The sequence below is a fragment of the Nostoc linckia z4 genome, from assembly GCF_002608075.1.
GTDB lineage: Bacteria > Cyanobacteriota > Cyanobacteriia > Cyanobacteriales > Nostocaceae > Nostoc > Nostoc linckia.
The window spans coordinates 1-14064 of record NZ_LAHA01000048.1 but is presented as its reverse complement, the minus strand read 5'-3'; the positions used below and the strand labels follow the sequence as shown (position 1 = coordinate 14064).

Annotated in this window: 10 protein-coding genes; 7 read left to right on the top strand and 3 right to left on the bottom strand. The window is 42.4% G+C overall.

Features of this window, described 5'->3' with window-relative positions:
- Positions 1-59: 59 nt before the first annotated feature.
- Together VF06_RS28240 and VF06_RS28235 are read left to right on the top strand one after the other, a co-directional pair.
- On the top strand, positions 60-662 hold the full coding sequence (locus VF06_RS28240) for a DUF1003 domain-containing protein (protein ID WP_099071675.1): 603 nt from the start codon (positions 60-62) through the stop codon (positions 660-662).
- A gap of 104 nt (positions 663-766) precedes the next feature.
- The gene (locus VF06_RS28235; protein WP_099071676.1) at positions 767-2245 is read left to right on the top strand and encodes an alpha-amylase; all 1479 of its coding nucleotides are present in this window, start codon (positions 767-769) and stop codon (positions 2243-2245) included.
- Between the two features lie 88 nt (positions 2246-2333).
- Here VF06_RS28235 and VF06_RS28230 read toward each other — a convergent pair whose 3' ends face one another.
- The 3 genes from VF06_RS28230 to VF06_RS28220 form a co-directional block, all read right to left on the bottom strand.
- Positions 2334-3281: a LysR family transcriptional regulator gene (locus VF06_RS28230; RefSeq protein WP_099071677.1), complete on the bottom strand. Its 948-nt coding sequence runs from the start codon at positions 3279-3281 to the stop codon at positions 2334-2336.
- 546 nt (positions 3282-3827) lie between these two features.
- The gene (locus VF06_RS28225) at positions 3828-5129 is read right to left on the bottom strand and encodes a HEAT repeat domain-containing protein (protein ID WP_099071684.1); all 1302 of its coding nucleotides are present in this window, start codon (positions 5127-5129) and stop codon (positions 3828-3830) included.
- A 185-nt stretch (positions 5130-5314) separates the two neighbouring features.
- On the bottom strand, positions 5315-5728 hold the full coding sequence (locus VF06_RS28220) for a QcrA and Rieske domain-containing protein (protein WP_099071678.1): 414 nt from the start codon (positions 5726-5728) through the stop codon (positions 5315-5317).
- Positions 5729-6470: 742 nt separating this feature from the next.
- Here VF06_RS28220 and VF06_RS28215 point away from each other — a divergent pair.
- The 5 genes from VF06_RS28215 to VF06_RS28190 all read left to right on the top strand — a co-directional run bounded on the left by VF06_RS28215 (position 6471) and on the right by VF06_RS28190 (position 14007).
- Positions 6471-8084, top strand: a complete 1614-nt coding sequence (locus VF06_RS28215) for a ferredoxin--nitrite reductase (protein WP_099071679.1) — start codon at positions 6471-6473, stop codon at positions 8082-8084.
- 62 nt (positions 8085-8146) lie between these two features.
- Complete coding sequence (locus VF06_RS28210) at positions 8147-9469, top strand: CmpA/NrtA family ABC transporter substrate-binding protein (RefSeq protein WP_099071680.1); 1323 nt, start codon at positions 8147-8149, stop codon at positions 9467-9469.
- Positions 9470-9563: 94 nt separating this feature from the next.
- Positions 9564-10397 carry a nitrate ABC transporter permease gene (gene ntrB / locus VF06_RS28205; protein ID WP_099071681.1) on the top strand — a complete coding sequence of 278 codons (834 nt, stop codon included), beginning with the start codon at positions 9564-9566 and terminating at the stop codon, positions 10395-10397.
- Between the two features lie 256 nt (positions 10398-10653).
- Entirely contained in the window at positions 10654-12627 is a 1974-nt protein-coding gene (locus tag VF06_RS28200; RefSeq protein WP_099071685.1) for an ABC transporter ATP-binding/substrate-binding protein, read from the top strand.
- Between the two features lie 531 nt (positions 12628-13158).
- Positions 13159-14007 (top strand): nitrate ABC transporter ATP-binding protein, encoded by an 849-nt coding sequence (locus tag VF06_RS28190; RefSeq protein ID WP_099071682.1) that lies wholly within the window; start codon positions 13159-13161, stop codon positions 14005-14007.
- Positions 14008-14064 lie beyond the last annotated feature (57 nt).

Genomic DNA, 14064 nt, shown 5'->3' with positions numbered 1-14064 from the left:
AATTATTTTTTCAGAAGATAAGCAATAATCAAATAATATCTAGATTCAGGGGTTGGGGTATGAAGCACAACACAGAGGACACAGCTAACGAACTCAAGCTCAAAGCCTCTCGAAATCAAGTGATCGTGGCTCCATTACCAGACCCGATAGCCAAAAATATTGAAGCGATTATTTCACTTCATACCCAGGAACTTCAAGATATTCCCACCCACCGACGGATACTAGAAGCGATCGCTACATTCTTTGGGCGATCGACATTTCTATATAGTTTGCTAGTCATACTGGCTATCTGGATTTTTGGCAGTTTTTTTGATGGCTTTTTGCCATTTCATCTACCCTCCTTTAGCTGGTCAGGTCAAGGCTTAGATGCAGCGGCATTGGTGATTTCAACTGGGGTGCTGGTGCGACAAACTCGCCAAGAAAACTTTGCCGAACAGCGGGCACAATTGATGCTACAGCTTAACTTGCTCTCCGAGCAAAAAATTGCCAAGATTATTGCTTTATTAGAAGAACTCCGTACCGATTTGCCTAACGTGATAAATCGGCATGATTATGAAGCCCAATTGATGCAGGAACCGGCTGACCCGATCGCAGTCTTGGAAGCACTCCAGAAAAACCTAGCAGAAGAACTGTCATCCACAGAAGGAGACAATGTAAGTTAATCATAGTTCTTTAGAAACTTTTTTTACCTCTTGAGGGAGAAGCACAAAATATAAATTCAGCTTTAATCTTGATGATGACAATATATCTTCCCAAAGGGATACACATGGCTCAGCTGAATGGTGTAATGATGCAGTTTTTTCATTGGTACATCCCTCCCGATGGGAATCTTTGGAATGAGTTTAAAGAGAAAGCCCAAGAGTTAGCTGATGCAGGTGTTACATCTGTTTGGTTACCCCCAGCTTACAAAGGAACAGGAGGTGGCTACGATGTCGGCTATGGGGTCTACGATATGTACGATCTCGGCGAGTTTGACCAGAAAGGCTCGGTTCGCACAAAGTACGGCACAAAAGACGAGTATATCGCTGCTATCAAGGCGGCAAAAGCTGCTGGCATTCGAGTCTATGCTGATGTTGTTCTTAACCACAAGTTAGGTGCAGACGAACCCGAAGAAGTGGAAGCAACGCCTTATAATCCAGACGATCGCCGCCAGGCGATTGGTGAAATGCAAAAGATTAAAGTCTGGACTCACTTTACCTTCCCAGGTCGCCAGGGCAAATACTCCGATATGGAATGGCACTGGTGGCACTTCGATGCAGTTGATTACAACGTTTACAACGAAGGTGAAAATGCCGTTTATCTGTTCAAAGATAAACATTTTGACGACAACGTAGACCTAGAAAAAGGCGCTTTCGACTATCTCATGGGGTGCGATCTGGATATGGAGAGTCCAGAAGTGCGCGAGGCATTGAATGACTGGGGTGAGTGGTTTGTAGAAACCACTGATATAGATGGCTTTCGTTTTGATGCTGTTAAACACGTTAGAGCTAACTTTTTTCCAGAATGGCTCAATCACTGTCGCCAAAAGGCAGGTCGGAATCTCTTTGCCGTTGGTGAATATTGGTCTTATGAAGTTGAAGCGCTACACCATTTCATTAGCCTCACTGGTGGGGACGTGCTGTTGTTTGATGCGCCATTGCACTATAACTTTAGCGCTGCCAGCAAACAAGGCAACGACTACGACATGCGGCAGATATTTGATAACACCTTGGTGCAACAGCAACCTGCTTTAGCTGTCACCTTAGTTGATAATCATGACTCTCAACCCTTGCAATCGTTGGAGTCTGTAGTAGAAGGCTGGTTCAAACCACTGGCTTATGCATTGATTTTACTACGAAGTGAGGGTTATCCCTGCATCTTCTATGCAGATTACTATGGCGCTCATTACAAAGATAAAGGCCCAGATGGCAATGAGTATGAGATTTGGCTCGATAGTCATCAATGGATCATTGATAAATTTTTGTACGCTCGTCAAACCTATGCCTATGGCGACCAATATGATTATTTCGATCATGCCAATACCATCGGCTGGACACGCTTAGGAAATGAAGAAAATCCTGGTGGGATGGCGGTTGTTCTGAGTAATGGGGGAGAGGGAACTAAGTGGATGGAAGTTGGGCAACCCAACAGCACTTACATTGACATCACCGAACATATCAGCGAACCCATCACAACTAATGATGAAGGCTGGGCTGATTTTCGATGCAGTGCTGGTTCCGTTTCGGTGTGGGTTCCAAAGTCGTAGTCCGGGTTTTATGATGGGTGGCAGCGATGGCGTATCCCCCAGCTTGATAGCGATCGCTGTTCCGTTAAAAACTTTTTGGTTGACTGACTTAACAAGCCGATCGCTGCTGGTTAATTTGTAATGGGATATTTTCTAGTACGAGTTGCCAAAAGTGCTTGATGGGAGGAATTTGCAGACGGTCTTGAGTGGTAACCATTACTACCCGACGAGTGAAAGTAGAATTATCTGGTAAACTACCAATACCATTGCTAGCTAGAGAACGAATGGCTAGGGTGGGGTCTTGGCGTGCTTCTACTAATGCTGATTGAGGTAGTAAAGCTATCAGTTCCCCTTGGCGCACCACTCCCCGAAAGGCATCTAGGGTATTTACCTCTAAAGCTGCTTGGAGTGTAGCTTCCATTCGCTCAAATCTATCTTGTACTAAACGTTGCATCCCATAACCATCTTTAAAAACCACTTGGGGATAACGAATTAATTCTGACCAAGGAACTAATTCATATTGGGCTAAAGGATGATTAGCTGCGGTGAGAACTTCTATAGGTTCATCATAAAGTACTTCTACTACCATTTCTCTACCAGTAGTTAAAAAGCGATTATTCATCACAATTGCTAAATCTACTAATCCATCCTTGAGGACTTTCAAGGCGCGATCGCTTCCCAATGATGTCACCCGCAATTGCACATCTGGATAATCATGGCAAAACTTTTGTAACACTGGTGGTAAGTAAGAACCGCAAACTGAGTGAATAGCCGCAATGCAAAGTTCTGGCTGTTTTCCAGCTATTAAATCGGCTAATTCTTCAGTAGCAGTTTGCCATTCTTGGCAAATTTTACGGACACGAGGTAGTAAACGTTCACCTGCTAGCGTTAACTTGGCATGGCTTGTTCTGTGAAACAGTTCTATTCCCAAATCCGCTTCTAATGCTTGGATTTGACGGCTAATGGTCGATTGCGTGACACCACATGTTCGCGCTGCTTGTTGAAAGCTGCCGGTTTGGGCGATCGCTAGAAAGGCTTGCAACTGCTCTAAGCGCATTTTTATGTAGCCTGCATTACATTATATCGGTTTCATTAAGTTAATGGATTTTCCCCCACAATTTAGTAGGGTTTGTTACAGGTCTTTTTTTCGGATTTACATTTGTCTCAATCAGAATTTACTAGTTTTCTGGTTAATTATCAGCTTTCCACGGCATTTTTCAGCAAATATCACCAAAAAAGACTTAACTACTTTTTTCTGGAATATCTTAAATTTTAGATAAACTTTTCAATTCATTCAGGACTTACGCAAAAATAACGTAATTCGGTCATTACGAGCGATAGCGTACTCCTACGGAGAAGCAAGCTACGCGGAGCGTCTCGTAGAGAAGTAATCCCCCCTGACGCTGGGATTGCTTCCCTACACTCCGTTTCGGTCGCAATGACAATATCGGCGTTGCGTAAGTCCTATCATTATGTTATACGGCAGATTATGAGGCCTGAATCCAACCCTAATTTTGGAATACTTTAGTCTGTATAACTAGGAATTGTTGAGAGACCTTTGAAGAGAAATTTTGCTTGACTCTCACTTGCCCCATAGGATAATTTACCACTCCGCTAGAGCGATGGCGATTCCTTGTTGCAAATCTGGTGTTAGTGCAGCGTTATTTGCTAACTGCTGCAATTGTTGATGTGCGGCTTGTTTATCGAGATTTTTCAGTGCAGCGATCGCATGTAGTCTCACTGATGCATTAGAGTCAGCTAGCAGCGAAATTAATGGTTCAATTGCCTGAATTTTGCCTAACTGTCCTAAAGATAAAGCGATGGCACTTTTGATATTAGTGATTTTTGTAGCTAGATGTTGGGATTCCAGTATTTGCAATAAAATTTCTGCGGCTGGTGTTGTTAGCTGGGGCTTTTGTACTCGCCCTAAAACTGTGACAATTTCTTGCCATATTGTTTCTGATGCACTTTGATAAAATGCTGTTTGTAAATATTCCAAGCTTGATGGTGTGTTCATCCAACTTAAAGCGCGGATAGTTTCTAATTGCAGCGTTATCGGTGTCTGGGGTGAAATTAGCAAATCAAATAAATGTTTAGCAGCCTCATCACAACCCATACGAGAAAGGGTAACGACTGCTGCACAACAAACATCAAGGTTAATATCGTAAAGCTTTGGTTGTAGTCTCGTCACTAAATCGAATACTTGGCGTAAGTCGGGGCGAAAACCTAAACCAACTACTGCTGCACGTCTAACTGTAGCGGCTACATCATCCAAAGCATTGACCAAAATTGCTGGTATCCGTTCATCGTCGAAGTTAGCGAGGGCTTCAATTGCAGCAGCGCGAATTAGTGGTTGTGGATCTTGGACTACACTTAACAACGGTGCAATGGTTTCTGTTTGGGGAATACAACAAAGCGATCGCACTGCCAAAAGTCGTGTATCTTCATCTTTTAGCAGTTCTGTGAGGGAAGTAATAGCAATACTACCCATTTGTCCTAGTGCTGTTGCAGCAATTTTTTTCAGTTCTTCATCCGCATCATTTCTCAATAATTCTACTAAAACTGTAATAGCATCTGGGTGCTGAAATTCCCCTAAAGTCCGGGCTGTATACCAACGTAATTCTTCCTCTGCGTCTTCATCTTTTAATATTTCAATCAGTGGTGGAATGGCAATATTTCCCAAGTTAATTAATACCTTGGTAATTTCCCAGCGTTGCTTAAAATCTCCAATCTCTAACATTGAAAGACATAATGAGAGCAGATATTCTCGATTTTTAACTATCTCTGGATGCTGAGAATTCACCCCTAAAATTAATTGTTGTAAATATTCAATTAGTGATGACCAATCAGCTGCATTATATGAGGTCTCGACTTGTGTCAAAAGCTCGTTGATGTTGTTCACAATTCTAAAAGTGAGTGGGGAGATGGGGAGAATGGGGAGAAGGGGAGAGGGGGAGATGGGGAGATGGGGAGAATGGGGAGAAGGGGAGATGAGAGACAAGGGAGACAAGGGAGACAAGGAGAATAAATCCTGATTTTCCAGTCAACAGTCAACAGTCAACAGTCAACATGCCCCATGCCCCAATTTATTTAACCTAGTTTAACTACAACCGAATCACCTTCAATTTTGGTGGCAAAGGTTTTCAGGGGTTCTTTTGCTGGGCCTCTTTGGACTTTACCGTCAACCCCAAATTCTGAACCGTGACAGGGACAGACTAATTTTTTGGTGTCAGCTTTCCATCCCAAGGTACAACCTGCGTGAGTACAGCTAAGGCTGACAGCCGTCAGATTTCCAGATTTAGATGTGCCGAATACCAACACAGGCCCAACAGGTGACTCCTTCGCCAGCAATTGACCTGTTTTATCTAATTCTGCTGATGGCCCTACCGATACCCAGTCTTCTAATCCTATATTTTTCAGGGAAGAACAAGCTGCGATCGCCACAGGCAAAGAACTCCCTATCAAACCCAAACCTACCCAATTAATAAAATCACGACGTTTCATAGCTACTGAAATAATCTTTATGTCTCAGCTGATATCTGTAAGGGACTTCCAAGTAAAAAAATATTCCACGGAAGATTGTTAACTGTTGACGGTTGACGGTTGACACTCAGCAGTCAACGACGGGAACCGGAATAATTCATTTTTTGGAGTTCCTTAACTCAATCTGCGATTTTTGCTCACGTATTGAACTATACCAGCCCTAAATTATTTGTGAAATATTTTTCTTTTGGCTGTCAACAGTCATCAGTCAACAGTCATCAGTCAACAGTCACCAGTCAACGCTTAAATACCATTGCTACATAGTATTTGAAAATTCCTTCAGTCATCTCAAATACCTTTGCTATAAGCACTTTGCATTACTTAGAAGTCAATGTGATGTAAAAAATGCATATATATCATACATTTTCTGCATTTTTACTAAAAAACCGTAACAATTTATACGATTTTAACAGAAATCTGACCTTAACTTATGAGTATCGAAATTGTTACATAAACAGCGGCCAAAACTCCTTGACAAATTCCCAAAATGTCAATGGCAACAAATTTGCCTCAACAAAGTACGGATTTTAAGTTTCACTTTGGAATTTTCGCAAGTATAAATAATCAGCCGTAATTGCATATCTCAGTTTTTCAATTCTAATCTTCGTAGATACAACACCTAATGGGACTACGGGTTGATTGGTATTGGGTAATCAGCACAAATTTTGACGCTTATTAGTAATTTGCAACGAGAGTCAGCCTCATGACAGACACAGCAACTACCACCGCCAACTTGAATAAGTTCGAGAAATTCAAGGCCCAAAAAGATGGACTCGCTATTAAGAGTGAGATCGAAAAATTTGCCGCCTTGGGTTGGGAAGCAATGGACGAAACAGACCGAGATCATCGACTCAAATGGGTGGGTGTATTTTTTCGCCCAGTCACTCCAGGTCAATTTATGATGCGGTTGCGGATGCCGAACGGTATTCTCAGCAGCACTCAGATGCGTGTTTTAGCCCAAGTAGTGCAGCGTTACGGAGATGAGGGGAGTGCTGATATTACCACCAGACAAAATATTCAATTGCGGGGAATTAGGATTTCTGATTTACCAGATATTTTTAATAGATTTCACGCAGTTGGCTTAACCAGCGTCCAGTCAGGGATGGATAACGTCCGCAATATCACAGGCGATCCTGTGGCGGGGTTAGATGCAGATGAGTTGTACGACACGCGAGAGTTGATACAGCAAATTCAAGATATGCTCACCAACAAAGGCGAAGGCAATCCAGAGTTTAGCAATCTACCACGGAAGTTTAACATTGCCATCACTGGTGGAAGAGACAATTCAGTTCACGCGGAGATTAATGATTTAGCTTTCGTACCAGCATTTAGGGAAGACGGGGGGACACGGGGACGCGGGGACACGGGGAATTTATCACCAACACTCTCCGCGTCCCCAATATTCGGATTTAACGTTTTAGTCGGTGGTTTTTTCTCTGCTAAACGTTGTGAAGCGGCGATTCCTTTGAATGCTTGGGTGGCTCCAGAAGATGTGGTAGCTGTGTGTAGAGCTGTTTTAGAAGTTTTTCGCGATCGCGGTTTACGTGCTAATCGGCAAAAATCCCGTTTGATGTGGCTAATTGATGAATGGGGTTTAGAAAAGTTTCGCCAAGAAGTAGAAAATCGCTTGGGTAAATCATTGTTACCCGCAGCGCCAAAAGATGAAATCGACTGGCAAAAACGCGACCACATTGGTGTATATAAACAAAAGCAACCAGGATTAAATTACGTAGGCTTGCATATTCCTGTCGGTCGGTTATATGCCGAAGATATGTTTGAAATTGCACGGCTGGCAGAAGTTTACGGCAGTGGCGAAATCCGCTTGACAGTGGAGCAAAATATCATTATTCCCAACGTTAGTGAATCAAGGTTAGCAACATTTTTAACAGAATCATTGCTAGAAAGATTTTCCATTAACCCTGGTTTATTGACGCGATCGCTAGTATCTTGCACAGGCGCACAATTTTGCAACTTCGCCCTCATCGAAACCAAAAACCGCGCCCTGGGGATGATTAAAGCCTTAGAAGAAGAGTTAATCTTCACCCATCCCGTGAGAATTCACTGGACTGGTTGTCCTAATTCCTGCGGACAGCCTCAAGTTGCAGACATCGGTTTGATGGGAACTAAAACCCGCAAAAATGGTAAAACCCTCGAAGGCGTTGACATATATATGGGTGGCAAAGTTGGTAAAGATGCCCATCTCGGAACTTGCATTATCAAAGGCATACCCTGTGAAGATTTACAGCCAATATTGCAAGATTTACTCATCAAAAACTTTGGGGCAAAAGTTAAGGAAGAAGCTTTGGTTGTTGATTGATGAGTGATGACTGATGACTGTTGACTGTTGACTGATGACTAATGACTAAGGACTAATAACAAATGACAAATTTTTCGAGAAGAAAATTTATTTTTACTACAACTACTGCGGCTGCGGCTTCTATTTTGGCTCACGGTTGTTCTTCTAATAGTAGTACAAGTTCAACAAGTAGCGATGCTCCTTCTGCTGCTCCAGCTGCTAATGTTTCTACTGTGGCTAATGCACCGAAGGTGGAAACAACGAAAGCTAAGTTAGGATTTATTGCTTTAACTGATTCTGCTCCTTTGATTATTGCTAAAGAAAAAGGTTTATTTGCTAAGTATGGGATGACGGATGTTGAGGTTATCAAACAAAAATCTTGGCCTGTTACCCGTGATAACTTGAAAATTGGCTCAGCTGGCGGTGGTATTGATGGGGCACATATCCTCAGTCCTATGCCTTATTTGATGACCATTAACGATAAAGTGCCAATGTATATTTTGGCAAGATTAAATACTAATGGTCAGGCTATTTCTGTAGCCAATAAATTTAAGGAAATGAATGTCAATTTAGAAAGTAAAGGGCTAAAAGAAGCTGCTAGCCAAGCTAAAGCAAATAAAAAATCTTTAAAATTTGGCATTACATTCCCTGGCGGTACTCATGATTTGTGGATGCGCTATTGGCTAGCGGCTGGTGGCATTAATCCAGACCAAGATGTGGTTTTAGAACCAGTACCACCACCACAAATGGTGGCGAATATGAAAGTTAACACCATCGATTCCTTTTGTGTAGGAGAGCCTTGGAATGCTCAATTAGTTAACCAAAAATTAGGTTATTCAGCTTTAGTGACAGGGGAATTGTGGAAAGATCATCCAGAAAAAGCTTTTGCAATGCGAAAAGATTGGGTGGATAAAAATCCTAATGCTGCCCAAGCATTGTTAATGGCAATTTTGGAAGCTCAACAATGGTGCGATCGCTTGGAAAATAAAGAGGAAATGTGTAAAATTTGTTCTGATAGAAAATACTTTAATGTTGCGGCTTCCGATATTTTAGAAAGGTCGAAAGGTAATATTGACTTCGGCGATGGACGTACTCAGCAAAATTTCCCATATCGCATGAAGTTTTGGGAAAATAATGCTTCCTATCCTTACAAGAGTCATGATGTTTGGTTTTTAACAGAAGAAATTCGCTGGGGTTACTTACCCAAAGATATCAACATTCAGGAAATAGTCGCTCAAGTAAATAAGGAAGACTTGTGGAAACAAGCAGCCAAGGCTATTGGTGTGACTGATGCTCAAATTCCTCAAAGTAGTTCCCGTGGAATTGAGACTTTCTTTGATGGTGTGAAGTTTGACCCAGAAAAACCAGAAGAATATTTGCAAAATTTAAAAATTAAGAAAGTTTAGCTTGTAGTGAGCGATTTATCGCTCATCAACAAATTATCGGGACTAAAGTCCTTACTACAAACTTGAATTTTGATGCACAAGAGAAATAAGAAAAATGGCAGCTATCCTTGGGAATCGTAGTATCAAAAAAAATCGGCGCAGGCAGTTAAATAAATTAGTTTCACAAAAAATTCTGCCGCCAGTGTTAGCTTTAGCTATTTTTTTAGTGATTTGGCAATTGCTTTGTTTAAATCCTAACTTTAAATTACCTGGGCCCATAGAAACATTTTCAGAAACTTGGAACCCTTTTATTATTCATCCATTTTTTGATAATGGTGAAAGTGATAAAGGTCTGGGTTGGCAAATACTTAGTAGTTTGGGAAGAGTTGGTTTAGGCTTTTCTTTAGCGGCAATTGTTGGCATTTTTTTGGGAATTGTCATCGGTGCTAATAAGTTACTTTATAATGCAGTAGACCCAATCTTCCAAGTTTTACGAACTGTACCACCTTTGGCATGGTTGCCAATTTCCTTAGCAGCATTTCAACAAGCTAATCCCTCAGCTATTTTTGTAATTTTCATTACGTCAATTTGGCCGATTATCATCAACACAACTGTAGGCGTACAACAAATTCCTCAAGACTACATAAATGTAGCTAGAGTTTTGCGTTTGAAAGGAGCAAAGTATTTCTTAAAAGTGGTATTTCCTGCCACCGTTCCTTATATCTTCACAGGCTTACGTATTGGCATTGGTTTATCTTGGTTAGCCATTGTTGCCGCAGAAATGTTAGTCGGCGGTGTCGGCATTGGTTCATTTATTTGGGACGCTTACAATACCACCACAGAAACTAATTTAAGCGAAATCATTCTCGCACTTATTTATGTTGGTTTAGTCGGCTTAATGTTGGATAGATTAGTTGGCTTTATCGCCAGCAAAGTTGTACCGGAGTAGGGGAAAAGGTTAAAGGGAAAAGGTTAAAGGGAAAAGGGTAAAGGGAAAAGGTTAAAGGGAAAAGGTTAAAGGGAAAAGGTTAAAGGGAAAAGGGTAAAGGGAAAAGGTTAAAGGGAAAAGGGAAAGGGAAAAGGGAAAGGGAAAAGGAATAAATTTAATCTTCCCCTTTCCCAATGCCCCATGCCCAATGCCCCATGCCCAATGCCCAATGCCCTATAACCAATCCAAAATCCAAAATCTAAAATCCAAAATTGCTATGAGTACTTTTGTTGAAGTTGACCACGTTGACCGTGTATTTGAACTTCCAAATGGGGGCAAATATATTGCTCTGAAAAATATTGAATTGAAAATTCGGCAAGGGGAATTTGTTTCTTTAATTGGACATTCTGGTTGTGGTAAGTCTACTTTGCTGAATATCATTGCGGGTTTAGATAGAGCGAGTATTGGCGGTGTGACTTTGGAGGGGAGAGAAGTTAGAGATCCTAGTCCAGATAGGATGGTGGTGTTTCAAAATTATTCTTTGCTACCTTGGTTGACAGTGCGGGAAAATGTCGCTCTTGCTGTGGATGAAGTGTATAAGGGTAAGTCTAAAAGCGATCGCCGCAGCATTATCGAAGAACATATTGATATGGTGGGGCTGCGTTTAGCGGCGAATAAGCGTCCGAGTGAGTTATCTGGGGGGATGAAACAACGGGTAGCCATCGCCCGCGCTTTAGCTACTCGTCCGAAGTTGTTATTGCTGGATGAACCTTTTGGAGCGTTGGATGCGTTGACGCGGGGGAGTTTGCAAGAACAATTGATGAAAATCTGCAATGAACACAACGTTACTTGTGTGATGGTAACTCATGATGTGGACGAGGCGTTATTGTTGAGCGATCGCGTTGTCATGCTCACCAATGGCCCAGAAGCCCATATCGGGCAAATCCTCGAAGTCCCGATCCCCCGCCCGCGTCAACGCCTGGAAGTGGTCAAACATCCCAGCTACTACAGTCTGCGGAATGAAATGATTTACTTCCTCAACCAACAAAAGCAACTCAAAAAACGCCAAGCAACAACGAATATATCCCGCAACGGCTTAGAAAAAGTCAATCTCCAAATTGGCTTTATGCCCTTAACTGATGCTGCACCTTTAATCGTTGCTCAAGAAAAAGGCTTTTTAGCCAAATACGGTTTAGATAATATCACCCTTACTCGTGCCTCTAGCTGGAAAGAAATCGCTCAAGGAATTGCTATCGGTAAATTAGACGCAGCCCAAATGCTGGCGGGAATGCCCTTAGCTTTGACTTTGGGCGCTGGCGACAAAAAACCTATTCCTGTAGTCAATGCCCTAAATATTTCTCGCAATGCTAACGCCATCACCTTAAGCAAAAGATTGTATAGCCAAGGCGTGAGAAACTTAGTTGACTTAAAAACCGCCATTAATGCAGCTCCCGACCAAATTTTAACTTTGGGTGTAGCTCATCCAACATCAATGGTCAACTTAATGCTGCGTTATTGGCTAGCGGCTGGCGGTATAGATCCCGATAGCGATGTCAGCATCATGGTGATTCCACCAATGGAAATGGTTTCTCAACTCAAAGCCGGAAATATAGACGGTTACTGCGCCGGAGAACCTTGGAACTACCTCGCTGTTCATCAAGATTTAGGCTTTATTGCCGCCACAGCCTTAGAAACGTGGTCAGGACAACCGAAAAAAGTCTTGGGAGTGCGGGAAGATTGGGCGCAGCAGTACCCAGAAACTTATCTAGCCCTCGTCAAAGCACTATTAGAAGCTTGTCAATACTGTGACGACCTCCGCAACCGCGAAGAAATCTTAGAAATACTCTGCCGTTCTCAGTACCTCGACATCGATCCTGTGTATGTTCGTCCTGGTTTCCTTGACCCCTACGATCGCGGCGACGGTACAGAACCACAAGAATTTAAATCATACAACCAGTTTTTTGTCAATAAAACCAATTATCCCAACCGCACCGAAATTTTGTGGATGATTACTCAGCTAGCACGTTGGGGCTTAACTCCTTTCCCCAAAAACTGGGTAGAGGTAATTGAAAGAGTGTGTCGCACAGACATATTTGGTGCAGCTGCCCGCGACCTCGGCTTACTAGATATCGGTGAAGACGACCCGATTCACTTATTTGATGGTAAAGTTTTTAACCCATCAGAGCCGATAGAGTATCTCAAAAATTTGGAAATTAAACGGCAAATCCGGGTTGAAGAAGTATTTATTTAGTTATTGGGAAGGTAAGAGGCAATGGGCAAAAGGCAACAAAGAAACTCCATTAATAAAACTCAAAGAAATAAATTATCCAATATTGTGGGGTGRAYATSYTGTYYKYCCTATGGACTGGGCGGGCGAGACGCCCACCCCACAAGAATAACTGGATATTTTTTGATTTGTCAGTCATTAATGAGGCTTTGAACTCCATTAATGAGTATTTGAACTCCATTAATGAGTATTTGAACCCCATTAATGAGTATTTGAACTCCATTAATGAGTATTTGAACTCCATTAATGAGTATTTGAACTCCATTAATGAGTATTTGAACTCCATTAATGAGGCTTTGAACTTCATTAATGAGTATTTGAACCCCATTAATGAGTATTTGAACCCCATTAATGAGTATTTGAACTCCATTACTCCCTTCCGTCCACAAGATTACCTATCTCTTCCTTTGCGTCCTTTGCGGTAGCCTGCGGCAAGCCGCTGCGCGTCTACATTCAAAAAAATTCTAATTAAAAATTGATTGGTATAAATTCATCATGCAAACAGTAAACGGAACCAGCAGCAAAATTCAAATCAATCAACAGCAAACCCAAAAAGCCGAAGATTTTTTAGTCATAGAAGGCGTAAGCAAAATTTATCCAACTCCCGAAGGCCCTTACACCGTACTCGATGGAGTTGACTTAAAAGTGCGAGAGGGCGAATTTGTTTGCATAATTGGTCATTCTGGCTGCGGCAAATCAACCCTCCTGAATATGATTTCCGGCTTTAACACTCCCACCGATGGCGTCGTCCTCCTGCAAGAAAAACCAATCACCGAACCAGGCCCCGACCGGATGATGGTATTCCAAAATTATTGTCTATTACCTTGGCTGAATGTTTTTGACAACGTTTACCTAGCCGTTGATTCCGTGTTTCCCAAAAAAACCAAAGCAGAAAAACGCGCAATTGTCAGAGAACATTTAGCAATGGTGGGACTAACAGAAGCCGCCGACAAAAAACCCAGTCAAATTTCTGGTGGGATGAAACAGCGAGTAGCCATCGCCCGCGCCCTTTCCATTCGTCCCCAAGTTTTGATTCTCGATGAACCCTTTGGTGCGCTAGACGCCATCACCAAAGAAGAATTACAAGAAGAACTCCTGCAAATCTGGCGCGAACATCAAGTCACCGTACTCATGATTACCCATGACATTGATGAAGCCCTTTTCCTCGCCGACAGAGTTGTGATGATGACAAACGGCCCAGCCGCCCACATCGGCGAAATCCTGAATATTCCCTTCTCCCGCCCCCGCAACCGTCGCCGCATCATGGAAGACCCGGAATACTACAACCTGCGGAACTACGCCCTAGACTTCCTCTATCGCCGATTTGCTCATGCTGACGAATAGAAAATTGGGCATGGAAAGAGGATGGGGGGATGGGGGGATAAGGGGATGGGGAGATAA